General features: G+C 40.9%; 21 protein-coding genes. 9 read left to right on the forward strand and 12 right to left on the reverse strand.

Annotation, left to right across the window (positions count from 1 at the left end):
* The first annotated feature begins 45 nt into the window (after positions 1 to 45).
* The gene (locus DYH63_RS20130) at positions 46 to 291 is read left to right on the forward strand and encodes a hypothetical protein (protein WP_162927111.1); all 246 of its coding nucleotides are present in this window, start codon (positions 46 to 48) and stop codon (positions 289 to 291) included.
* Between the two features lie 134 nt (positions 292 to 425).
* Here the strand turns inward: DYH63_RS20130 and DYH63_RS20135 are convergent, their stop codons facing one another.
* On the reverse strand, positions 426 to 833 hold the full coding sequence (locus DYH63_RS20135) for a hypothetical protein (protein WP_116790503.1): 408 nt from the start codon (positions 831 to 833) through the stop codon (positions 426 to 428).
* A 141-nt stretch (positions 834 to 974) separates the two neighbouring features.
* On the opposite strand from DYH63_RS20135, the gene DYH63_RS20140 reads away from it, so the two are divergent.
* The 3 genes from DYH63_RS20140 to DYH63_RS20150 all read left to right on the forward strand — a co-directional run bounded on the left by DYH63_RS20140 (position 975) and on the right by DYH63_RS20150 (position 6816).
* Positions 975 to 1475 (forward strand): copper resistance protein NlpE, encoded by a 501-nt coding sequence (locus DYH63_RS20140; RefSeq protein WP_116790504.1) that lies wholly within the window; start codon positions 975 to 977, stop codon positions 1473 to 1475.
* 154 nt (positions 1476 to 1629) lie between these two features.
* Positions 1630 to 3870 (forward strand): histidine kinase dimerization/phosphoacceptor domain -containing protein, encoded by a 2241-nt coding sequence (locus DYH63_RS20145; protein ID WP_116790505.1) that lies wholly within the window; start codon positions 1630 to 1632, stop codon positions 3868 to 3870.
* A 282-nt stretch (positions 3871 to 4152) separates the two neighbouring features.
* Complete coding sequence (locus DYH63_RS20150) at positions 4153 to 6816, forward strand: T9SS type A sorting domain-containing protein (RefSeq protein ID WP_116790506.1); 2664 nt, start codon at positions 4153 to 4155, stop codon at positions 6814 to 6816.
* A 568-nt stretch (positions 6817 to 7384) separates the two neighbouring features.
* On the opposite strand, the gene DYH63_RS20155 is transcribed toward DYH63_RS20150, so the two are convergent.
* Both DYH63_RS20155 and DYH63_RS20160 read right to left on the reverse strand, forming a co-directional pair.
* The gene (locus DYH63_RS20155) at positions 7385 to 8350 is read right to left on the reverse strand and encodes an OmpA family protein (RefSeq protein WP_116790507.1); all 966 of its coding nucleotides are present in this window, start codon (positions 8348 to 8350) and stop codon (positions 7385 to 7387) included.
* A gap of 63 nt (positions 8351 to 8413) precedes the next feature.
* Positions 8414 to 9175: an exodeoxyribonuclease III gene (locus tag DYH63_RS20160; protein ID WP_116790508.1), complete on the reverse strand. Its 762-nt coding sequence runs from the start codon at positions 9173 to 9175 to the stop codon at positions 8414 to 8416.
* Between the two features lie 209 nt (positions 9176 to 9384).
* Between DYH63_RS20160 and DYH63_RS20165 the strand changes: the two genes are divergently transcribed.
* Both DYH63_RS20165 and DYH63_RS20170 read left to right on the forward strand, forming a co-directional pair.
* Complete coding sequence (locus DYH63_RS20165; protein WP_116790509.1) at positions 9385 to 10173, forward strand: alpha/beta fold hydrolase; 789 nt, start codon at positions 9385 to 9387, stop codon at positions 10171 to 10173.
* Between the two features lie 212 nt (positions 10174 to 10385).
* Entirely contained in the window at positions 10386 to 11321 is a 936-nt protein-coding gene (locus tag DYH63_RS20170; protein WP_116790510.1) for a hypothetical protein, read from the forward strand.
* A 31-nt stretch (positions 11322 to 11352) separates the two neighbouring features.
* Here the strand turns inward: DYH63_RS20170 and tyrS are convergent, their stop codons facing one another.
* Positions 11353 to 12651 carry a tyrosine--tRNA ligase gene (gene tyrS, locus DYH63_RS20175; protein WP_116790511.1) on the reverse strand — a complete coding sequence of 433 codons (1299 nt, stop codon included), beginning with the start codon at positions 12649 to 12651 and terminating at the stop codon, positions 11353 to 11355.
* A gap of 128 nt (positions 12652 to 12779) precedes the next feature.
* Between tyrS and DYH63_RS20180 the strand changes: the two genes are divergently transcribed.
* A complete protein-coding gene (locus tag DYH63_RS20180) occupies positions 12780 to 13781 on the forward strand; it encodes an NAD-dependent epimerase/dehydratase family protein (protein ID WP_116790913.1) in 1002 nt (333 codons plus the stop codon).
* Positions 13782 to 13817: 36 nt separating this feature from the next.
* Here DYH63_RS20180 and DYH63_RS20185 read toward each other — a convergent pair whose 3' ends face one another.
* The 3 genes from DYH63_RS20185 to DYH63_RS20195 form a co-directional block, all read right to left on the reverse strand.
* Positions 13818 to 14228, reverse strand: a complete 411-nt coding sequence (locus DYH63_RS20185; protein WP_116790512.1) for a DUF4296 domain-containing protein — start codon at positions 14226 to 14228, stop codon at positions 13818 to 13820.
* Positions 14229 to 14326: 98 nt separating this feature from the next.
* Positions 14327 to 15670: a dihydroorotase gene (locus DYH63_RS20190; RefSeq protein WP_116790513.1), complete on the reverse strand. Its 1344-nt coding sequence runs from the start codon at positions 15668 to 15670 to the stop codon at positions 14327 to 14329.
* Between the two features lie 7 nt (positions 15671 to 15677).
* Positions 15678 to 16397 carry a polyprenol monophosphomannose synthase gene (locus DYH63_RS20195; RefSeq protein WP_116790514.1) on the reverse strand — a complete coding sequence of 240 codons (720 nt, stop codon included), beginning with the start codon at positions 16395 to 16397 and terminating at the stop codon, positions 15678 to 15680.
* Between the two features lie 105 nt (positions 16398 to 16502).
* On the opposite strand from DYH63_RS20195, the gene DYH63_RS20200 reads away from it, so the two are divergent.
* On the forward strand, positions 16503 to 17168 hold the full coding sequence (locus tag DYH63_RS20200; RefSeq protein WP_116790515.1) for a DUF4271 domain-containing protein: 666 nt from the start codon (positions 16503 to 16505) through the stop codon (positions 17166 to 17168).
* A 13-nt stretch (positions 17169 to 17181) separates the two neighbouring features.
* Positions 17182 to 17931 (forward strand): uroporphyrinogen-III synthase, encoded by a 750-nt coding sequence (locus DYH63_RS20205; RefSeq protein WP_116790516.1) that lies wholly within the window; start codon positions 17182 to 17184, stop codon positions 17929 to 17931.
* Between the two features lie 90 nt (positions 17932 to 18021).
* Here DYH63_RS20205 and DYH63_RS20210 read toward each other — a convergent pair whose 3' ends face one another.
* The 5 genes from DYH63_RS20210 to DYH63_RS20230 all read right to left on the reverse strand — a co-directional run bounded on the left by DYH63_RS20210 (position 18022) and on the right by DYH63_RS20230 (position 24811).
* A complete protein-coding gene (locus tag DYH63_RS20210; RefSeq protein ID WP_116790517.1) occupies positions 18022 to 19002 on the reverse strand; it encodes a LuxE/PaaK family acyltransferase in 981 nt (326 codons plus the stop codon).
* Positions 19003 to 19083: 81 nt separating this feature from the next.
* Positions 19084 to 20007 (reverse strand): T9SS type A sorting domain-containing protein, encoded by a 924-nt coding sequence (locus tag DYH63_RS20215; protein ID WP_116790518.1) that lies wholly within the window; start codon positions 20005 to 20007, stop codon positions 19084 to 19086.
* A 110-nt stretch (positions 20008 to 20117) separates the two neighbouring features.
* Entirely contained in the window at positions 20118 to 20453 is a 336-nt protein-coding gene (locus tag DYH63_RS20220; RefSeq protein ID WP_116790519.1) for a T9SS type A sorting domain-containing protein, read from the reverse strand.
* A gap of 209 nt (positions 20454 to 20662) precedes the next feature.
* Entirely contained in the window at positions 20663 to 21841 is a 1179-nt protein-coding gene (locus tag DYH63_RS20225; protein ID WP_116790520.1) for a beta-helix domain-containing protein, read from the reverse strand.
* Positions 21842 to 22042: 201 nt separating this feature from the next.
* A complete protein-coding gene (locus DYH63_RS20230) occupies positions 22043 to 24811 on the reverse strand; it encodes a TonB-dependent receptor (protein WP_116790521.1) in 2769 nt (922 codons plus the stop codon).
* Positions 24812 to 24896 lie beyond the last annotated feature (85 nt).

Raw genomic sequence — 24896 nt, forward strand, 5'->3', positions numbered from 1 at the left:
TTGGATTTAAACTTTATGTGTAAACAAACCAATAATCAATTTCTGGTGAAAATAGAAAAGTATGTTGATATTGTATTAGGTTTAGGGTTCTTAGCAGTACTTCCTATGAATCTTATTGAAAATGATACAATTCAGATTATTATTGCTGCCTTAATGTTGATTTTTTTGGTTCCTGCGTTAATCATGAAGGCATGGCTAAATAAGGATAACAGTAATTTTAATTATCCTATTATCCCCTTGCTTTTACTGTCAGTTGTCTTATTCATCGCAGTAACTTACTTTACTTTGTAAAAAAGAGGTTTTCCCAAATGTGTCATTCTGAACGTAATGAAATGGAGTGAAGAATCTCAATTGACTAATTTACATAAGATACTTCCTTCGTCAGGATGACAAAAATGCTTATCAGATTAACAACGCTTTTAAGTTTACTTCACTAAAACCCCGTCTTTAAATATAACAGGAAGTTCAGTCACGTTGTCTTCATTAATGCTGCCGGCTTTAAATACAAACTTTTTGTCATACAGCTTGTTGCCTATAAAAAAGGTAACCATAAACACATTGTTAAGTGCCAGTACACTTCCTTCTATCATTTCTATTTTAGTAGCTGTATCCGGTGCTACCTCTGCATAATCGTGGCGCAGGCTGCTGGTTTTTCGCTCTTCATCATTTATAAGGCCGTGGGCGCTACTTACTACAATGGCAGTTTCCAGTTTTTCGTTACTGTCGTTAATAAGGTAGGCATACCAGGTTTTTTCCATAAAATCGTCGTTCCATTCCTGCATTGCAGCTACATAAACGTTCTCAACCTGTGGTATAATAATGTCTTTTTTCATATCTGTAAATGTTTTACCTAAACGGTGCGCAAAGCTATATCATTTTAAGAAACCACAAAACGGCTTAATCAACTTTGTGAAACCGTTGTGAACCTTATGCGCTGATTTTTTCTAACTTTAAGATACAAAAAATAATGAGTCATGAAAAATTTACTTGTCATTTGCCTTATGGCTGCACTAACTGTGGCTACGGGCTGTAAAAAAGAAAATGAAAAAACAACGATAGAGCAACAGGAACAAGGCACACTGCCAGGCTCTAAGCTGGATACTGTTCCTCCTGCTGAATTAGATACGATAACGGTAGACAGCGTGGCGGCAACAACTAATAATGCCGGCTGGTATGGCAGCTACAGCGGAAGCCTGCCTTGTGGCGACTGCAAGGGCATACTGACAAAACTCACCCTAAATGCTGATAATACCTATGCTCTTTCATCGCAATACCTGGGTAAGGAAGCAAAGCCACATATATATAAGGGTACTTATAATCTTGACGATAAAAAGATCGTAACGCTGGATGCAGAGGGCGACCACCTCAAGTTTCAGGTTAAGACTGAAGATGAAATGCTTGTAAAGCTTGATAAATTTGGCGCACCGGAACAAGGTAGCCCTGCGGCAAGATATTTTTTGCATAAAACAATATAGTTCCTCATCAAAAAAACACAAGTAGGTGCGTGTTCTGTTAAATTATTTTAACAGGAATTTGAGTATATTTACACATCTTTTTAGATTTGAGAATATCCTTAATACCTTCTCTTAATGTATTATATATACATTTGAGGGGGCAATATTACTGCGCATGATACGCCTGCTACTGCTTTTATCCACCATTTTTTTTAGCCTGGGTTCATCTGCCCAAAGTACTGGTGCGCTTAGAAATAAGCTTTTATCGGCAAAAGGCGAAAAACAAAAAATAGCTGTTTTAAACCAGCTGGCTGAAGTATATCTTGATCCGTATCACCCGGCTGTAAAAGCGGCTGACAGTGCTTTTTATTTTGCCGATGAAGCATTAAAACACAGTGTTGTACTTAAAGATAACTATGCCGTTAGCCATAGTAAAGTACTGCTTGCGCGATCTTATAATCAACTAGGGCAAAAAAGCAAGGCTACCACTTTTGCGAAAGAAGCGCTGGAACTGGCTACTGCAAAAAATTTTCAGGATGCAAGGGGTGAAGCGCTCGAAGAACTTTACAACCAGCTGAATTTTTATGATGAACTGGAACAAAAAACGACCTATCTGGAGCAGGCGCTGGAAGCCTACGGAAAAAAAAGCACCAAAAAGCAGCTTGCAAACATCCTTACCCTGGCATCAGACCATTATAATTATGTAGGCAACAATGTTAAGGCAATAGAACTGGGCGAGCGTTCGCTTGCTATATATAAAACCATATCCGGGGCAAGCCTTACCAATACCTATCGTGTGCTTGGTAACAACTACTTTACGGCAGGGCTTAACAAAAAGGCGATTGAGTACTTTTTGCAGGCTGCCCGTTATGGAGAAGAACTTAACCGCGAACATGAGTTACTGAGTTATACCTATAATCAGCTCGCAATTATATACAGTCAGTTAAGCGATGACCAGCTTTGCCTTAAATACCTGTATAAATCGTTGCATGAAGCTACGGTAATTAATGATAAGCAGGCCATATACACAGCACTTAACAACATTTCCGGGTTATTGGTAAAGCTTAAAAAATACAAGGAGAGCGAATCGGTACTGGCGCGAACCTCTTCAAGATACCCTCCTGAGCTTAAAATTGACAAGATTACACTACAGCTTTGCTTTCTGCATAATTATGTATTCCAAAAAGACTTTGCAAAAGCTGCACGGTATTGTAAAGCGTTACATGTACTGGCAGATAATTCTGGCAGTGAGCTTCCTGCACCGTTTATATACAACATGAACATTGCGTTTACGCGTTATTATCTGGGCATTAAAGATTTTGAAAAGGCACGCCTGTATCTTGACAGGATGAAGCCTTTTGCAGATAAAAGTGAGGGCTACAACCGCAAAAAAATGTTTTATATGCTGGCTTACCAAGTAGACTCTACCCAGGGTAATTACATAAAGGCCATAGAAAACCTTAATAAAGTGCGCGTTGCCGATGATTCTCTTTTTGATATCAGTAAGAACAACGAAATTTCCCGGTTGCAGATAGAATATGAAACCGAGAAAAAGGATAAGGATATATTGCTGAAAACGCAGAACATAAAACTACTGGGCAAAGAAACCGAACTTCAAAAAAGCCGTACCAAAGATGCCCAGTTGATTCGAAACATATCGTTGGGGATAATTTTGCTTGTTGTTATATTTTTTATAATACTGTACCGTGCTTACAAAAGCAAGCAAAAAACAAATGAACTGCTGTACAGGCAACAAGCCGAAATTACAGATAAGAATAATATACTGAGCCATCTTGTAGATGAAAAGGAATGGCTTTTAAAAGAAGTACACCACAGGGTAAAGAATAACCTGCAAATTGTTATGAGCCTGCTCAACAGCCAGTCTGCCTACCTTAAAGACAAAGCAGCGGTAACGGCTATTAAAGACAGCCAGCGCCGTGTGCACGCCATGTCGCTCATTCACCAAAAGCTGTATCAGGCAGAGAATCTTTCGTCTATTAATATGAAAACGTATATCAGCGAACTGGTGTACTTTTTAAAAGATACGTTTGACGATGGTAATATTGATTTTATAACCAATGTTGACAATGTCGATTTTGATGTTTCTCAGGTGGTACCGGTAGGGCTTATACTAAATGAAGCCATTACCAACAGTGTAAAATATGCGTTTAAAGGTAAGGGCAGGGGCCAGATAAACATATCCTTTAAAAATATAGCGGCCGAATTGTATGAACTTCGCATTGCAGATAATGGTGGAGGGATTACTATTGATATAGAAGATACAGATTCCCTCGGCATGAACCTTATCCGCGGACTGGGCCAGGACTTAAACGGCACTTTTGAGATGTATAATGAAGGCGGTGCGGTTATTAAGATAACCTTTACCCGCGATATGCATATAAAACCTGCTTCTTAAATAGTTTTCAAGACTATACATTTATTCATTTTACGCATTACTTACAAGTGTGTAAAGATAGTTTATGCAATGATTTTACTAAAATCGCCATGCTGTTTATGCTTTAACAAGGCATAAAGTATTGTTAATTCAGCTGGCCTCAAAAATCACTTAACCATTAGTGTTAACAGGGTATAGCAACCAATATTAAAAATAGATTAGAGTTTTTAATGTTCAGATTGTGAAACCCTTAACACGCCTCCGTCGTAGCTTAGAGGTAGAATTAACAACTAAAATCATTTTATGAAAAAAACAGCTACTCTTTTAAAAAGCCTGCTATTTTTATGCCTGCTCACAGGGTTTCAGTCCTTTGCGCAAAGCATAACTGTATCTAATACTAACGATAGCGGGGCAGGATCTTTCAGGCAGGCCGTGGCAGACATTGCCGCAGGCGGAGCCATTCTTTTTAGTGCCGGGGCAAACGGTACTATTACACTACAATCGGCAATTACCATTAACAAAAGTATTACTATTAATGGTAATGGCGACGACGATACCGTTTTTAGCGGTGCAGATAATAGCCAGATTTTTGTAGTAACCAATGCACAGATGCTTACCATTAACAACGTAGGTTTTACAAACGGATCTGCAACGGTAAATGGCGGTGCAATTTCAGCAACCGGGTCTACAATACTAATCAACAATGCCGCTTTTACCAATAACAAAGCCGCAGGTGCAACAGCCGGGCAGGGTGGTGGTGCTATCTATGCAGAAGGCGGCGCTCTTACGGTAAACGCTTCATCATTTACAGGAAATGACGCTACAGGCGCAGCTGGTAGCGGTGGCGCGGTACTTATAGGTGCGGCAGGTAACTTTACGGCTAACGGTACTACATTCTCAGAAAATACGGCGAACCGTGCAGGTGGTGCTATAGAAGGAAATAGTGGAGCCAATACTACCATTACACTAACAGATGTTACGCTTGATGAAAATACAACAGGCGCTAACCCTGGCAATGGCGGTGGGCTACACATAACAGGTGCAGGAAATACCGTAATTACCGGTGGTACAGTATCTGAAAATACTGCTGCGGCAGAAGGCGGCGGACTGTGGAACGGGTCTGGTACAATGACATTACAGTCGGTTACTATTACAGGCAATATAGCCAGTGGTGCGGGAGCTGACCAGGGCGGTGGCGGTATCTATAACCTTAGCGGAATACTTACTGTTAATACAGGTACAGAAATTACCGGTAATATAGCAAATGGTGCTGCCGGTAGTGGTGGTGGTATACTTAACGATGCTGGCGGAAGGCTTACTGTAAACGGTGCCCTTATTTCAGATAATACATCAAACCGCGCCGGTGGCGGTATCGAAGATAACTCAGGTGCAAATGGACAGGTTACACTGACCAATATAACCCTGACAGACAACGTAACCAATAATTCACCGGGTAATGGTGGTGGCCTTCACGTAACGGGTGCAGGTACTGTGTCTATAAGTGGCGGTACGGTATCAGGCAATGAGGCAGGTGCCGAAGGTGGTGGTTTGTGGAATGGAACCGGAACCATGAATATAGACGGTACATTAATAACAAACAACACAGCCAGCGGCGCATTAGCAGACCAGGGCGGTGGTGGTATTTATAACCTTAATGGTGGTACAGTTACCATTATAAACGCAACCATAAGCAATAACGTAGCCGATGGTGCTGCGGGTAGCGGTGGAGGTATCCTTAACGATGTAGGTTCGCAGCTTAGTGTTACAGATACCGAGATATCGGGCAATACAGCAGCACGTGCAGGTGGTGGTATCGAAGACAATTCGGGTACCAGTACTATAGTGCTTACTAACGTAGACCTTATAAATAATAGTACAGGCAGCAGCCCCGGTAACGGTGGAGGGCTACACATAACCGGAGCGGGCAGCGCAACAATTACTGGTGGCGTGGTAAGAGGCAACTCAGCAGTAGAAGGTGGCGGCTTGTGGAATGCAACCGGTACACTTACAGTTAACGGCGTATACATTACAGCAAATATAGCGCGTGGCGCAACCATTACAGATGGCGGCGGCGGCATATTTAATAACGGCGGTACACTGGTTGTAAATAAATCTACCATTGCGGCTAATACAGCTACAGGCTTACTGGGCCGTGGCGGTGGTATACATGTTAATGGCGGTACGGCAGCGATATCAGGAAGTACTATTTCTGGCAATACATCTATAGCTAATGGCGGTGGTATTTACAGCACGGGTACGCTTACTGTTAATGCAAATACTATTACACTAAACAGCGCTACTGTTAGTGGTGGAGGTATTTATCACAACGCTGCTACGGCGGCAACAATAAAAAACACAATTGTATCGGGTAATATCGCACTTATATCAGGCCGCGACCTGTTTAGCGATACTGCAGCTATTGTATCAGGTGGTTACAACCTGGTAGGCTTTGCAGATAGTGACGACTTTACTTCTAATGAAAATGATATTACAGGTACGTTGCTTGCTCCGGCAGTTGCCAGTCTGCTACCACTTACGGATGCAGAAGATGGCTTGCCTTACCATGCGTTTGATTGCCCAAGTGCGGCCGCTGATATGGGCGACCCGGCAGATACGTTTAATGATCAGTTGGGTATGAGTGTATTTAACAACAGGCGTGACATTGGTGCTTATGAGGCACAGGAACTTTGTAGTACTGCAAGTACAGCTGATTTTGCATCGCTAAAAAGCATGGTGTTCCCTAATCCATCAGTAGGCGGGTTGCTAAATGTGCAACTGGCGCAAAACCATACAGGTGATGCACAGATAGCCGTGTACGAACTGGCTACGGGTAAAATAATACAACAGGCTAAAGCAGACGGAAGCCTTACTACATTAGGCCTCCAGGATGTAGCTACGGGTACATATATAGTTAAAATTACATCTGATACTGCTACCGAAACCCATAAGGTAATGGTAAACAGGTAATATATTGAAGAGAGAGCGTTTGCAAAAAGGAGAGGCGGTCTACTATAGGCCGCCTCTCTGCATTTTTATAAGTTAACGTGAGTTCGAGTTAAGATATTATTTTCTTTTTAAAACCTACAAGGTTAAAAAAACCTTGCAGGTTCGCACAGATTGGATTATTAGAGGTTCCTGCAAGGTCTTAAGGACGACACAGGTGTAAGAGTTAGTTGACTATCCAAATAACCCTATTCAGCTTCGGAGAAGCGGCATGTCTATAGAAAATGATTGTAGGACATGGTCAGGAGTTCCGGAGGAACGGCACATAATTACAAAAATATGCCGCTCCTCCGGAGCTCTGCTCACTCTGGCGTTACAATTACTATAAATATGTCGCCCCTCCGGGGCTCTCTAACTGGCAAATTTAGTCTTCCGAACACCTGTGTCTTCAGTATCATGTAGGTATAAATATCTTATGATTCACTTAAATCGAACTCACGTTAAATTAAAAGCCACGAATTACACTAATAATCACAAATCAAATTCGTGTTCATTAGTGTAATTCGTGGCTAAAATACTTTAGAATATAAACTTAGTTGATGTCGTTAAGCAATTTGCTTATTTCGTCAAGCTTAGGTGTAAGTATAATTTCTATACGGCGGTTTTTACTTTTGCCCTCAGCCGTTTCGTTGCTGGTTATCGGCGCAAATTCGCTACGGCCTGCCGCAGTAAGGTTTTTAGGGTCTACCGCCTTATTCTCACGAATAATGTTTACAATAGCCGTGGCACGCTTTGTAGAAAGGTCCCAGTTATCTGTAACGGCACCACCGCCTGCATAAGGTACATTATCGGTATGGCCTTCAATAAGCACAGATATATCCGGGTTATCAGCCAGTACCTTTGCAACTTCTACAACGGCTTTTTTACCTTCAGGCCCTACAGTCCATGACCCTGATCCAAAAAGCAATTTGTTTTCCATACTTACATATACCTTTCCGTTTTTGTGTTCAACGGTAAGGCCTTTTCCTGTAAAGCTGTTAAGTGCTTTGCTCAGTTTGTCTTTAAGCGCAACCATGCTGGCTTCCTGTGCAGCCATTTTTCCCTCAAGTTCGTCTACACGGGCAGAACGGTCTTTTAGCTCAGCACTTAGTTTATCCAGCCTGTCTTTCTCGGCAGCCAGTGCTTTTTCTTTGGCTTCAAGCTGTGCCAGGAGCTCGCGGTTCTTTTTAACGTTAGCATCAAGGGCGCTGCTGCTGTCTTTTTCAAGGGCAGTGTAGCTTGTTTTTAAATTATCAAGATTGGCCTTTGTAGCAGCATAATCAGCGGCAAGCTTATCGCGCTCGGCAATAGCTTTATCAAGCTGGCTTTTAAGGTCTTTGCCTTTCAGGTCCAGTTCGTTCTTTTCTTTAGTAAGGGCTGTATTCTGGTCAGCCATCTCACGGTTCTCCTTTTTCAGGTCGGCATACTTATTCTCAAGGTCAGTATACACCTTTTTAGAAACGCAGCTCGTAGTAAGTGCCAGCGCCAGTAATCCAGCCGAAATCGTTTTGATCCTCATATTTGTGAATGTTTTTAGTGGTCAATTAAAACGTTTTTTGCTTTCGCAATAACCTTGCCCTTTTTATTCAAATTCTACCAGTACCGGGCAGTGGTCGCTGTGTTTTGCCTCGGGTAAAATTACCGCACGGGTCAGCCTCGCGCGCATGGGCTCTGTAACCAGCGCATAATCAATGCGCCACCCTTTGTTGTTATTACGTGCATTGGCACGGTAACTCCACCAGCTGTAGTGGTGCGGGTCTTTATTAAAATGGCGGAAAGTGTCTACAAAGCCATTTTTTATAAAAGCATCTAGCCAGGCACGCTCCTCAGGCAGGAAGCCCGATACCTTAGCATTGCGTATAGGGTCGTGTATGTCTATGGCTTCGTGGCAAATGTTATAATCGCCGCAAATAACCAGGTTAGGATGCTCTAGTTTCAGGTTGTTAATGTACTCCTGAAAATCATCCATATATTTAAATTTATGGCTCAGGCGGTCTATGTTGGTACCACTGGGCAGGTACAGGCTCATAACACTAAAAGTGTCAAAATCAAGACGCAGGTTGCGGCCCTCAAAATCCATGTGTTCTATGCCGGTGCCATAAACTACGTTATTAGGCTTGTGCTTGCTGAATATAGCTACGCCACTGTAGCCTTTTTTCTGGGCACTGAACCAGTAGTGGTAGGGGTATCCGGCTTCTTCGAGCAGGTTGACCTCTACCTGGTCGTGTGTGGCCTTTATTTCCTGAAGGCAAATAATATCGGGGTTGGCGCTTTTAAGCCAGTCAATAAATCCTTTTGTGTAGGCGGCGCGTATGCCGTTTACGTTGTATGATATAATCTTCATTAGTATTCTTTGATTCCCAAAAATAGTTAAAATTTTTAAAAGGCCTCACCCTGGCCCTCTTCAAAAGAGAGGGAGCAGCTTTGCTCTTATGCTCTGACTGTGTATAAAGCTTAATTTCTTGTCATATCTCTTAAACCTTTTCTAAACCTATACGCTGTATGCCGCAAAATTTCTAATTTTGCACTTCGGCAACTTTAAATATTTCGACTTTGAATAATAAGACTCTCAGCTACAAAAACATCTCCATAAACTATACAGATAGCGGCAAAGGTACTGCTATAGTATTGCTTCATGGATTTTTAGAAAACCAGGGCATGTGGGACTTTTTTGTAACCGAATATTCAAAGAAATACAGGGTTATAACTATTGACCTTTTGGGTCATGGGCAAACGGGCTGCATTGGCTACATACACACTATGGAAGACCAGGCCGATGCTGTAAATGCCATACTGCATGAGCTACGCATTCGCAAGGCGGTATTTATGGGGCATAGTATGGGGGGGTATGTAGCTTTGGCTTTTGCCGAATTATATCCTGACATGGTTAAAGGGCTGGTGCTGCAAAACAGTACCGCACTGGCTGATAGCGATGAGCGAAAAATAAACCGCGACCGTGCCGTGGTAGCTGTAAAACAAAGTGCAACTAATTTTGTGCGGATGAGCATTGCTAATCTTTTTAGCGAAGAAAACCGTGAAAAGTTTGCGCCTGAAATTGAAAAGCTAAAGGCTGAAGCTGTGCAAACTCCTGTACAGGGTATTGTTGCGGCATTAGAAGGTATGAAAGTGCGTAAAGACCGTGAGGTGATACTGCATTTTGCACCGTACCCAATTTTGCTGATACTGGGCCAAAAAGACCAGAGCCTTTTATATGCTGAACACGCCCCGCAGGTAGAAGGTACTGCCGTAAAACTGGTAGCCTATCCGTTTGGGCACATGGCACAGATTGAAAACCGCGATGAGGTACTGAAAGAAACACTTGACTTTTTTAAACAGGTATAATCATATCATTGGTAATACGTAGATTAGCCAATATTGCTTTACTAAGGTTTTTTAAGGTAATGTTGTGAATTTGTCATAGTGCGTGCAGCGCAACAGAGCTGAATAATCTCTTTTATATATCTTGGGTATATGTCGGCATTTGTAAAAAAGCTGACCTTAGCATACCATCTTTCTGCATAGTTCGTTATCTTTAGGTAACCAACTGTCTAATCATGAAATACATATTACCTCTATTCCTGTTCTTTACAGTTTTAGGCCATGCGCAAAACTATGGTAGTTTTACAAAAGTTACGGCTGTGCGAGTATCAAACTATAATGGGTTTAACCTTTGCAACATAAGCGCTATTGCTAAACAGGGGCCATTTATAGGGGCTAAGTTGCAGGCTGTACAAAGCGATGATGAGCAACTGGCTTACGCACTAATTGCCCTTAAAAAAGAGGCGAGGCAGTGGGAGAAAAAAGCGATTCACTGCGATGAGGGTGTTTATAACTCCGCTATTCCCATTATGTATATTGTACAGGTAAACCGCTACCGCGATACCATTTTTGCTACCGCAGGAAACAGGTCAGTCGTTGATCCTGCTGAGCAGGCAGAGTATATAGATGCTACAGGTAAGTTACAAGGGTTGCTGGACGAAAACCTTTGTTTCTTTTTTGAGCGTAATTATGCGGGAGAATTTACTACGCACCAAGGCGACTCTATTCCGGCCACAGCGGTACAGCTGAACGGAAAATCGTTATATGGGCAAAAGCGGAAAGGGTTTGAGAAAAACATTGAGATGTTTCAGACCGTGCGTACCGATTCAGTTTTTGCAGATGGGTTGCAGGTGATAAAAGAGTATTGGATTAATAACTATAAGTTGAAGTTTGATGCAAAAGGCGTGCACACTATTAATGCTTATTTAATGGACTACCGCTTTCCTAAAAAGATTGACCTGACGGTAAATGGTTTGCAGATAGGTGATACGGAAGAAAAACTATACGCACTATACCCATGTTCTACAGAATATAAAAACTGGGGCGCTAACCTTAACGATCTAAATAATAACTATTATTATGAAGTGCATTTTACAGATCAAAAAGGCTATGCCATTTTTTATATACGCAACAGCAAGATCAACGAGATAGAAATTGCTTTTATGGAATAAGCATAAAAAAAAGAGGCCGAAGCCTCTTAAATTATTTTAGCGTTAAAACAAATGTTTTGTTCCTGCCAAACTGTATCATAATATACTTTCCTAAGACCAGGTCTTTTTCAGACATTTTGTAGGCATCAGTAACTTTTTCTTTGTTTACGGCTACGGCATTCGCTGCAAGAGCTTTTCTTGCCTCACCCCTCGACGGGAATATTTTTGTAATATCAGAAAGCAGTTCGATAAGGTCCTGCTCAGGGCTTAATTGCTCAGGCATAATATCTGCATGGAAAAATTCTCCAAAAATATCGGTAAAGAAATCTTTGGTTACCGCATTAAGCTGCTCGTAGTTGAATTTAGAAAATACAAACTCAGATCGTCTAATCGCTTCCTCAAGCTGTTCTTGTCCGTGCACAAAAGTAGTTACCTCTTCGGCAAGCTTTTTTTGTAGCTGCCTTAAATGTGGCGCTTCTTTATGGGCTTCGATCAAGGTGTTTATTTCATCTTCTGCAAGAAAGGTAAAAATTTTAATGTATTTCTCGGCATCGGCATCGCTGGTCTTTACCCAAAACTGGTAAAATTTGTAAGGCGATGTTTTATCGGCAGTAAGCCATACATTGCCACCTTCAGATTTGCCAAATTTAGAGCCGTCTGCCTTAGTAATAAGCGGGCACGTCATGGCATAGCCTTTAGCACCTTCATCGCTCATACGGCGAATAAGCTCTGTACCTGTAGTAATGTTTCCCCACTGGTCAGACCCGCCAAGTTGCAGCAACGCATTGTGCGCTTTGTACAGGTGGTAAAAATCGTACCCCTGTATCAGCTGGTAGGTAAACTCGGTAAACGACATACCGCTACCTGCTTCTCCTGTAAGACGTTTTTTAACCGAATCCTTAGCCATCATGTAGTTTACGGTAATGCGCTTGCCCACGTCGCGCACAAAGCCTATGAATGAAAATTCTTTCATCCAGTCGTAATTGTTTACAAGTATAGGGGCATTAGCCTCGGTTGAATTAAAATCGAGGAACTTCGAAAGTAGTGCTTTAATGCCGTTTACGTTTTTGTTTAGCGTGGCTTCGTCCAGCAGGTTACGCTCATCACTTTTGCCTGATGGGTCGCCTATCATACCTGTTGCCCCGCCTACAAGCGCTATAGGCCTGTGGCCATGGTTATAGAGGTGTTTAAGGATAATGATGGGTACAAGGCTGCCTATGTGCAGGCTGTCTGATGTAGGGTCAAACCCTATATAGGCAGTCGTCATTTCTTTAAGCAGTTGTTCCTCAGTTCCCGGCATAATGTCGTGCACCATACCCCTCCATTTCAATTCGGCTACAAAATTTTTCATCGTTCTAAATTAATTCGGCTGCAAAAATACAAAGCCTGAAGATAACACGATTATACATTTGTAAAATAATGCGAATAAAAAACCATAGGGCAATGCCATATCGGGCCGATATGATTAAATTTGTTACTATGATACTAATTACCGGCGGAACAGGATTAGTAGGAGGCCATTTGCTGCTTAGGCTGGCAGGCGGCACTACAGCCCTGCGCGCACTTTACCACAACGAAAAAAATATTAGTAAAACAAAAAAGCTATTTGCCCATTATGGTAAAACAGCTGAGTTTGAAACCATACAATGGGTAAACGGCGATATTACCGATGTGCCTTCGCTTGAGGAAGCCTTTAACGGTGTAAGCCATGTGTACCATTGTGCGGCAAATATGTCTTTCGATCCGCGGGATGAGGCCATGTTGCGTAAAGTAAATATTGAGGGTACAGCTAATATGGTTAACTGTGCGCTCGATTTTGGTGTACAGAAGTTTTGCCACGTTAGCTCGATAGCAGCACTGGGCGACCCCTTAATAGCGGGTAGCGTTATTACCGAAGAAACCGAGTGGAACCCAGAGATATACCATAGCGATTACCAGATAAGCAAGTATGGTGCAGAAATGGAAGTGTGGCGCGGCTGGCAGGAAGGACTAAAAGTTGTAATCGTAAATCCGGGGCTTATATTTGGCTACGGTTACTGGGGTCAGGGGAGTAGTGCGGTGCTAAAATCGGTTAAAAAGGGACAGTCTTTTTATACTACGGGTAGTGTGGGTGTTGTGGCTGTAGAAGATGTTACTGGAATTATGCTACGCCTAATGGAGAGTGAGCAGAATGCCGAACGTTATACTTTAGTGGCAGAAAACATAGATTTTAAAAGCCTGCTGGATACCGTAGCAAAAGGAATGAATAAGCGCGGGCCTGTTATTTATGCTTCTAAACTAATGCTGGCCTTTGCCTGGCGTGCTGACTGGCTGCTTAGTAAACTGATGATGCGCAAACGCCTGCTTACAAAACACATGGCGCAAACGGCTTTTACTACAGAGCCTTTTGACAGTTCTAAAATAATAAGTACACTTAATTATAGGTTTACAGACATGAAGCCATATCTCGAAAAATTATCGGCAGAATATATAAAGCAATAATACGACAGGGTTTAGTTCCTGCTATTCTAAGATGTGTTATTCTATTTTATGCTCCCTTTGCTGTCCTGTGCCGAGGCCTGGCTTGGCTATAAGCTTGTCAGGATTGCCTTTTTTCTTTGGTTTCAGTTTATCGTGCTCACTTCGTATTCTATTAGATACCCGCCCCTGAATTTTTTCATAATTTTCCAGGTCAGAGGCATACCAGTTATGGTTTTGAGATAATGTAATACTATCCAGCTTATATTTTTTATAAATATAAGTTCGGGGATCTACACTATTAGTGTCCAGTATCTGCGATTTATACGATTTTACTGCCTGTAATAGCGATATATCATATAATATATCTACCATTTCGTCTTCGCTTAAAAGGCGCTCGGGTTTTGGTGCATTTTCATTGCCACAGGAAACAGCCAGTGCTGATAAAAGTATAAAAACCAGTTTTTTCATGTCGTAAAATTACAATTTTTTCCGGATGTTATAAAAACGAAACAGCCACACCTTATAGTATTGCGGTGTGGCTGTTTATATAAGTTAACTATGGACTATTACTCCCTGTTAAAAAGAAGCCTTTCGCCGCATTGTATATCTTTTACCTTAAAGTTGCTGTAAACAAGCTGGCCGTTTACAAAGGTATGGCTAATGCGCGATTTAAAGTTAACACCTTCAAACGGAGACCACCCGCATTTGTAAAGTATGTTTTCTTTCTTTACATTCCATGGATGACCCGGGTTTACAATAACAAGGTCTGCATAATACCCCTCGCGGATAAAGCCACGTTTTTCAACCTTAAATATTTTGGCCGGGTTATGAGCCATTTTCTCAACTATTTTTTCTACCGATATTTTCTTTTGATGATAGGCTTCAAACATAGCTACCACACTGTGTTGTACTAGTGGCCCGCCGGATGGAGAGCTTGTATATGGGTTTTTCTTTTCGTCAAGTGTATGTGGTGCATGATCTGTGGCAATAACGTCAATACGGTCGTCAAGCAGGGCTTTCCATAGGGCATCGCGGTCTGCTTCTGTTTTCACGGCCGGGTTCCACTTTATCAGCGCACCTTTTTTGTCATAATCTGCATCGGTAAACCAAAGGTGGTGAATACAAACTTCGGCGGTAATCTGTTTTTCCTCCAGCGGAATCTTGTTAGTAAATAACTCTGTTTCCTTAGCAGTAGATATATGGAATACGTGCAGCCTTGCTCCGGTTTTCTTAGCTAGTTCTACAGCTCTTGAAGAAGAAATATAACAGGCCTCGGCAGAGCGTATAACAGGGTGAAGCTTTACCGGGATATTGTCGCCGTATTCTTCTTTGTATTTTTCAAGGTTCTGGCGTATCGTGGCTTCATCTTCGCAATGCGTGGCAATAAGCATTTTAGTATTGCTAAAGATTTTTTCGAGCACCGCTTCGTCGTCTACCAGCATGTTTCCGGTAGAAGAGCCAAGGAAAAGTTTTATGCCTGCCACGTTGCGCGGGTTGGTTTTAAGTACTTCCTCAAGGTTATCGTTAGTGCCGCCCATCATGAAAGAGTAGTTGGCATACGAGGTTTCTGCGGCGCGCTGGTATTTTTCTTCCAACAGCTCCTGCGTTACGGCATTGGGTACCGTATTAGGCTGGTCGATAAATGATGTTACACCACCGGCTACGGCAGCGCGGCTCTCAGTCTCTATCGTGCCTTTGTGGGTTAACCCGGGTTCGCGAAAATGTACCTGGTCGTCTATAGCGCCCGGTATTAAAAAGCTTCCCTCTGCATCTACGATTTTTACATCGCCAGATTTTGGGCTTATCTTTTCGGCAATTTCTTTAATGTACTTGTCTTCAATATAAAGATCACCTTCAAAAATTGTACCCTCGTTAACAATTTTGGCGTTCTTAATAAGTATCCTGTTCATGGTAGTTTTATAGTCTGTTCAGCATTTTTTTCCATCTAAGGCGTATTACGCCAAATATAGCTTCTTTAAATATAGCCGAACTCATTTTACTTTGTCCTTTAGTACGGTCTGTAAATATTATAGGAACTTCTACAATATTAAAGCCGTTTGCGTAAGTACGGTATTTCATTTCTATCTGAAAAGCGTAACCTACAAATTTTATGCGTTCAAGGTTTATGCTTTCTAACACCTTTCGGCGGTAGCATACAAAACCCGCTGTGGCATCTCGAATTGTCATTCCGGTAATGGTTCTTACATAGCTCGATGCGTAGTAGCTCATCAGCACGCGGCTTAATGGCCAGTTAACAACGTTTACACCGGTAACGTAGCGAGATCCTATAGCCATGTCTGCACCTTTGTGGCAGGCTTCATAAAGCCTTGGCAAATCGGCAGGATTGTGCGAAAAATCGGCATCCATTTCAAAAATGTATTCGTACTTTCTTGCTATTGCCCACTTAAAGCCATGTACATATGCGGTGCCAAGCCCTGATTTTCCCTGTCGTACCTCAAGGTACAATGCAGGATATTTTTGTTGCAGTTCCCGTACTCTGGCAGCTGTGCCATCTGGCGAATTGTCGTCTACAACTAAAACGTCAAAAAGTGTATTGAGTTCAAATACAGCCGTTATAATGGCGTCTATATTTTCAATCTCATTATAAGTAGGAATAATTACAAGTCCGTCGCTCATCTGGGAGGCCAAAATTTTGTGCAAAAGTAATGCTTTTATCAACGGATAAAAAACAATTAAATTATAATTAACTTACGGATTTATAAAAAAGAGTATTTTTGCAGCATGAACGATTTTACACTACACGAACGTATTACCGGTGCTCATGACTGGGCTACTGTGCTGTTTGTGTGCTGTTTTGGGGTTATTGCCATAAACCGTACCGTATTTGAAGCACGCTTTGCAGAGTTTGTAAAACTTGCCTGGAGCGACAAGTATACCAAGATTTATAAAGACAGCAGCAACCTGCAAAGCTGGTTTACCATTTCTTTCTTTTTTGTGCAGGTAATATCTTACGCTTTTTTGTTGCAGTTTATACTGGGTTATTTTGGTAAAAGCGAGGGTGGTTTTTTAAACTATATACAGTTGCTTACGATTATAACATCGTTTGTGCTGGCTAAATTTCTGGTCGAAAAAATAATTGCTACGGCATTTAATATAGAAGATTTTAACGAGCAGTTTAATTTGCACAAGGTAAACTACCGTGCATACATAGGTTTGTTGCTGCTGCCGGTTAATGTTGTGCTCTTTTATAACCTTGCGCCAAAGGCGCTTGTACTATATATAATTTTAGGGCTTATAGTGGCGGCAAGCATACTCTCTTACCTTATTTCATTAAGGATTTATCAAAAATTGATACTCAGTAAATTATTTTATTTTATTTTGTATCTTTGCGCTCTTGAAATAGCACCCTATTTTTTTCTCTATTATTGGTTTAATAGAGCAAGTTAACAACCATACTATTATGAAAGTGAAAACAATTTTGGTTTCGCAACCGGAACCTAAAGTAGAAAATTCACCGTACTTCGAGATCCAGAATAAGCTAAAGGTGAAAGTAGATTTCAGGCCGTTTATTCATGTTGAGGGTGTAAGCGCTAAAGACGTTAGGGCGCAGAAAATCGACCTTAATAATTATACCGCCATCATCCTGACAAGTAAAAACTCTATAGACCACTTTTTTAGGGTGGCCGAAGAGATGCGATACAAAGTACCTGAAACCCTTAAATATTTTTGCCAGAGTGAGGCGATAGCCTTTTACCTGCAAAAGTATGTAGTGTATAGAAAGCGTAAAATTTATGTTGGCCAAAAGGATTTTGCAGATCTTTCTCCGCTAATTAAGAAGTATAAAGATGAGAAGTTTTTGCTTCCTTCTTCTGAGCAGCTTAATGACGATATGCCGCAAGTGCTAAACAGCCTTAAGGTAGACTGGACTCCCGGTACATTTTACCGCACCATGATGAGCGACCTTACAGATCTTAAGGATGTGTATTATGATGTGCTGGCGTTCTTTAGTCCTACAGGTATAAAATCGTTGTTTAAGAATTTTCCTGATTTTCAGCAAAACAATACCCGTATAGCAGTTTTTGGTACTACTACGCAAAAAGAAGCTTTAGATCATGGCCTTCGTGTAGATATTATGGCTCCGGCTCCGGGTACACCAAGTATGACCATGGCGCTTGAAAAATATATAACAGAAGCAAATAAGGGTAAATAATTACTTTTATATTTCGGTATAAAAAAGGGCTCTCAGGTTTTTTGAGAGCCCTTTTTGTGCTTTATATCTGTTTTAGTCAGTATAGAATACTTACATTACCATTAAATTACATCCTCTGATATCGCTGTTGTCAAAACGGCCGAGTACCTCAAAACTCTGGTTTGTGTACTTTTTGCCAAGATCTTGTGTGGCGATAAAGGAGCACGAATTGTAGTTTGCCAGGTCTATAACATTTATGCCCCCGGTTTTGCCGGTCTCTATATAGGTGAGTGCGTCTTCGGTATCCCTGATTAAGATATCCATCCATGGCGGGCATTCAAAAATACCATCGCCTAAAGAATATGCCTGCGACAGCAGTTCTGTCATGCCGTATTCTGAATGTATTTTGCTTACGCCAAATCCGGTGCAAAGCACTTCATGCAGTTCTTCACGAATCATTTCTCGACGACGCCCTTTCATGCCTCCGGTTTCCATAATTATAGTATTCTTTAGGCTGAAGCCCTGTTTTTCTACAAGGTCGAGCAGGGCATAGGTAACGCCTATGAGTAATACATTTTGTCCGGAATTATCAAGTGTTACAAGTTTTTGTATTAGCTCATCATAATTGCTAAGGTAAAAACCGCTGTGTGGGTTGTTAGATCCTTTTATAAGGTCTTCTACCATGTATATAAGCGATGACCCGTCACGTTCCAGGTAAGAGGGTAGGAGTGCCAGTACTGCATAGTCTTCTATATTGCCATAGAACTGTGAAAATGCCATCCTGAAGCTTTGTTCGTAATAACTTAAGTCTGTAACAAGGTGTCGGCTGGTAATGCTGCCGGTGGTACCGCTACTGGTAAAGGTTTCCTGTACGGTATCTGTTGTGCTTAGTACATTATGCGATTTAAAAAACTGTATGGGCAGAAACGGAATCTCCTGTATTGAGTTTACATTTTGCTTATCACGGCCTAAAAAAGTACAAAAGTCGCGGTACACCACATTGTTGTCGAACTGGTGGCGAAATACTTTTAGGGTAATTTTTTCGAAAGCTTTTTTTGAGGCTATGGTAAATATATCGGTAGCGGTAAGCACAATAATAATCTTTTTACAAATGTACTAAATAAAAAAAGCACCGCTTGCGGCGGTGCTTTAAATATGATAATCAAAGAAAGATTATTGCTTGATAAGTTTCTTAGTAGCAGTTTTACCTTCTTCTGTAACTTTAACAATATATACACCAGCTGTAAGGTTAGATACGTTTACAGTGCTGTTAGATGTTGTAGTGTTTAGAACTTGTTTTCCAAGTACGTCAAATATAGCTACAGCTTTAACACCGTTAGCGTTTGAAGTAATGTTAAGGATGCTTCCTGAGTTAGGGTTAGGGAACACTTTAAGGCCTTCGATCTGGTTGTTAGCTACAGATGCTACAGTAGTAGCAGTACCTTTAAATGATACATCATCAATACTAAATGTACCTCCGTCGCCTTCAGCATTCCAACCGTAGAATCTTACTGTAAGTGTCTCAGTTATATTAGCAAGAGTAGATATTGTAATTTTGCTACCGTTTTGTCCTTGTGTAGTTGCATCGCTTACAACGAAGAATGTATTACCGTCCTGAGTTGAAAGTGCCGCGTTTGTTGGGTCGATAGAGATAACACCAAGGTTAGCTGCATAGTTATCAGCGCTTGTTCTTACAGCGTAAGTTCTTACACCTGTTCCAGATCTTTGTGCTCTGAAAGTAAGTTCAGAAAGAGAAACTTTGTATCCTGTAGCAGGAGATATAGTTGTCTGGAAGTATTTTGTAAGGTCTATAGCTCCTGTTAATGAAGCATACTCGTCAACACCATTAGTAGCGCCAAGGGCTTGTGTGTTGAAAGAGAAACGGCCAGGTCCAGATGAGTTGTAGTTTTCAGTAACTGCAGGGTTAACGGCAGTAAAACTTGTAAATGTTACATTCTGAGCTGTAGGAACAGGAGTTGGGTCTGTTGTACCAGAAGTTGCAGTTACTGCAGCAAAATCAAAAGTTGCAGTAAAATCTTGTGCATTAACGGCAATTGTTGATAAAGCAACAAAAGCCAAAGTGTAAAGTTTTTTCATGTTGATAATTTTTGTTATTATTCTAACAACAAAGATAACAAACAGAGAAAAATATAAAAATATTCCTATGTAAAATTAAGATTAATTTAGCAGGCTTTGCTAAAAGTTAACTACTTGACAATCAGCTTGCGTGTTGCTGTAGCGTCGCCTTCCTTAACTTTTATGATATAAACGCCCGGCGTAAGCTCAGAAATATTAAGTTCTTTACTGCTAAGTGTAGCCTGAAGGATACGCTTGCCAAGAACGTCAAATATTTCAACCTCTTTATTTTGGCCTGATTTTGAAGTAACATATATGCGGCCTCCGCTTACCGGGTTAGGGTAAATATTGAGCCCTTCAATAGGCTCTTTACCTCCGGAAGGTGCTGGCCTGCTTTCCTGGGCTACAGTGCTCAGCGAAAACAAACAAAACAGCAATAAGGTGATATAAAAGTAGTGTTTCTTCATACGTTAAATAATGATGTAAATGTATAAAATTAATTTCAAATACCGTACCAAAATTTGTTATGAAAAAATATTAAATTTTCAAGCTGTTTTTTAACTTTTCTATGCTGTTATTCTCTGCTTGTTTGCCAATATTTATAAATGTCATAAAAAAATAAGGGATAGCGTTAGCTATCCCTTATAAACTATCTGAAAGTGTAAACTTTTAGTAATTATGGGGCAGTAGTTACCCAAGTGCTAGCCCATGATGGTAGCGTTACGCCAGATCCTGCACCTGTAGCGGTAGCAGATTCTGTAAAGATACCTGCAGCTACAGTTACAGTAGCGCCAGCGTTGTCTTTTCCTTTTGATTTTGCAGGAACGTCAGCAGCAAAAAGTACATTTGTAGCTTTAAGAGAACCAGCAGTTACGTTAGCAAGAGTTTCGTCGTTTTCTACGTCAAAACCTACTTTCCAGTTAGCAATAACTACGTTAGAGAAGTTACCTTTAGTACCTCTTCTAAGTTTAAGAGCGCTGTTTTCAGCAAAAGCTGTAGCATCAGCAGTACTTCCAGGACCTACAAGAGACATGTTAGTAATTGTAGGGTTAGCAATTGGAGCATTGCTGTAACCAAATTCAAAGTTGTCAGCCTCTATACCACGGTTACCTTTACCATAGTCAAGTTTAGCATACCAGTTTGTGTTAGTTCCAGACCATCCTTCAGTCCAGTCAAACTGATCGTCTTCGTTACCCCAAGATACAAGGTTTGTAGTATTTACAGTACCACCAAAGAATTCAAAACCATCGTCTGAACCATGTACTACTGCTACGTTTTCTACTGTAGTGCCACTACCTACGCCAAAGAAAGAAATACCGTTGAATTCTTTTTCAGGTGTAAACTGAGCTCCAGAATATTTTACTACAAGATATTTGATGCTTCCTGAGTTATCGTTAGCTATAGTACCACCGTAAGTAAGGTCAGAAACCTCAGCCTGAGCAGTAACAGTACCCCTGTTTATAGGAGCTTTACCACAAAGTACAAGTCCACCCCAGTCACCAGCTTTTTTAGTAGCAAGACCACTTGTCATGATTACCGGTTTAGCAGCTGTACCGTTTACATTGATTTTTCCGCCTTGAGCAACAGCAATGTAAGCCTGAGTACCACCCACACCTTCAATTACAGTACCTGCAGGTATAGTTAGAGTAGCGCCATCTTTAACAACTATTCTTCCTGTAAGGTGGTAAGTAGTGTTACCATCAAGTGTAACTTCTCCATCATTTATTTCGCCCTGAAAAGCAGCAGGGTTTGCTACAAATGAAGATGAAGGCTTGTTGTTGTCGTCATCGCCACAAGATGCTGCAACAGCAGCAATAATAGCAAGCGACATGAATTTTCTAAGTGTTGTTTTCATACGTTTTTTTATGATTTAATAGTTCAAATTTTGTATTGCAAAGATGATATCCGTTTTCTTTTTAGCGGTTAAGCGTTTGTTGCGCTTTGATTAATTTAAAGCGAATAATTTGTAACATTAATGTTATCAATATTAATTTAATGTATACAGGAAAGGGCAGCCATTTGGCTGCCCTTGTGTAATAAATACATACTGTGTGTGTTAGAACTGGTATGATGCTCCAAGACTAAAGTATACACCTTTTTTATAGTTGATAAGTGTTACATCTCCAATAGATGTTCCTTCCTGTACGCGCTTAATATTTGGGTTAAGTAGGTTCTTGGCTGCAAAGTTAATTCCAAGCTTTTCGTTGATCTTGCTTCTAAGTATAAAGTCAAGCGTACCTACCGCCTTGTCTACCATGTCGCCACGGCCTACTGTGCCCAGTGCAAAAATACGGTCTGAGAAATAGTTGAATGCAAGTGTAGGGTTTATGCTGCTTGCTTTTTCATTCCATTCATACAGGTATGATATATCAGCATTGGCAAGCCAGTTAGATGCGCCCGAAAATGCACTTTTAGAATTTGTAAAATCTACCTGGAAAACATTTTCGCGTGCTACTTTGTCTTCGTTTAGTTCCTGGTTTGTGTACAGGTATGATACGTTAAGCCCTCCGGTAAGTTTTCTTGCGTTATTTTCGCCGGTGTTCCAAATCGTTTTTCTCACTTCAAGTTCAGCACCTGCGGCCATACCCCAGTCGCCACTGTTTACCCATGATATATCCTGGGTTGATGAAGATATAGTAACCTCGTTTATAGGGTTTTTTATATACTTTCCAAAAGCGGTAACCGAAAACACTTCGTCACTTTTAGGAAATACTTCCCATTTAATGTCGGCATTGTAGTTATCAGACTCATAAAGGTGTGGGTTACCTACATAACTCTGGTTTACTTCGTCGTAAGAAAAAGGTGCATTCTCTTTAAACTGAGGTAGTGTATATGTTTTACTAAAACCAAACCTTAAGTTCTGGTTTTCTGTAACAGCATACTTTAACTGGAAGTTTGGCAATAATGCATTCTTGTCAAATTTAGTACTGCCTACCGGCATAATATATGTGTCGTAATCTACTGTTTGGGTAAGTGTTTCTGCGCGAAGGCCAAATACACCGGTTAACTTAGGGCTAAATTTATATTCGGCAGTAACAAACGCTGCGTGTATATCCAGCTTTCCGGTATATGTTTGCGGGCGTAGTGCATTAGGAACTTCAACTGTACCCCTTAGTGTTTTAATGGTAAAATAATCAGCAGCATAGTTTGCGGCGTTATAAAAAGCATCAATGTTATTAGGGTCTACTATTACGCCAGATCCTGCAGCATTTACGTCAAAGTTATACTGTATGGCTTCAAGGTCGCGTTTTTTTGATTTGCCACTGTAGCCTGCGGTAAGTTTACCTTTGTACAGTTCGTCTTCGCCTTTTGCAAATTTATAGTCAAAACTTACCAATGCAGTAGCTTCTTTCTCAGTAAGATCCTGAAAATAGCGGTGGTTGTCTGCATCAGATATTGATACGATGCCATATCCAAGGTCGTTACCTGCGCCATCATAAGACATTCTTAGTTTGTTTTGTATCCTGTCTGGCATATTGTCTTTAACGGTGTTAAAGCCAGCTGCCCAGTTAAGCTGCATTTTTTCGCCAAATTTGTGCTGACCCAATAGTTGGTTTACAAAAAGATTTGTCTTTTGGTATTTTTCCCTCCTTATTATACCAGTACCATCTTCGGCAAAGTCTACACCATAACCACGGTATTCATCTGTCCTGTTGCTTGAAGTGTTGATGAAAAGTGTGTTGAAGTTAATTTTGTTGTTCTGGTCTATTTTATAACCTACGTTTGCCATGCCTGTAGTGTTAGTGGCATAGTTAAAAGATTCGTAATCATAGCTGTTTCCTATAACGCCTACATTGTTAACGCTACCCTGGCTCTTACCATCTGTAATGCTCATGTACTCGTTGCTAAAAGACCCTGTTGCAAAAAAGTTAATTCTTCCTTCTTCGCCTACGTCATAGCTATCGCCGCCTGAAAAACCTATTGAGCCTGCATAAGGCGATTTTTTGTCAAGGTTAAGTGCGTTGTAGTTGTATTGTGTAAGTGGGTTAGATGGCTTGTTTATGTTTTTGAAGCCTGAAAAGCCCGGTGCACCATTAAGCCTAAAGTTTTTTTCGCTTACGGCATTTGTGTTAATATTGCTACCCAGGTCAATACGGAAAAAGCCATTGCCTTTATAGTCTCTCGAAACGATGTCTACGTTACCACCGGCAAAGTCTCCATATATTTTGTTGTTATATACTTTATCAATAGATACGTATTCTACAATTTGAGTCGGGAAGATGTCTAATGAAATGTTTTTTCTTTCTACATTATTACTTGGTATAGAAAGTCCGTTCATGGTTGTAGAGTTGTAACGGTCGCCCATACCACGCACATAAATGTTGCCGCTCCCTTCCTGCTTGGTAACACCGCTTGTTTTTGCAACTGCCGATGCTACATCACTTACACCTTTACGGGCCAGTTCCTGCGCGCCGATATTTGTCTTTATTTCGGTAGCATTTTTTTGTTCCAGTAAAAGGGTAGATTCTTTTTGGCGGTTTACTGTTGTTTCAATAACAACGTCTTTAAGTTCTACACTTGTAGATCCTAATACTTCATCTATAGTTTTGGTTTCGCCTGCAGCAAGGGTTACCGCTATTTCTTTTGTTTCATATCCCAAAAATGTAAAAACAATGGTTTGAGCACCTGCGGGAACTTTTAAAGTATAGGTTCCTGCCTCATCCGTATTGGTAGAAATGCTTGTGCCTTTTACGGCTACACTGGCAAATGGCAGGGCTTCGCCGCCCATGTCTTTGTCAGTCACTTTTCCGGTAACGGTTGCCTGGTCCTGGGCATAGCCCATTACAAAGGTAAGTAGTGTAATTAATAAGAATTTAAGTTTCATTTCGTGTTGTTATAATTTTGGTGCAAAGATGCCGCCAAGGCATGAACCGAATGTTAGTTAAACGTTAGGTTTGGATTTACGATTT

Source organism: Flavobacterium psychrotrophum (assembly GCF_003403075.1).
Taxonomy (GTDB): Bacteria; Bacteroidota; Bacteroidia; order Flavobacteriales; family Flavobacteriaceae; genus Flavobacterium; species Flavobacterium psychrotrophum.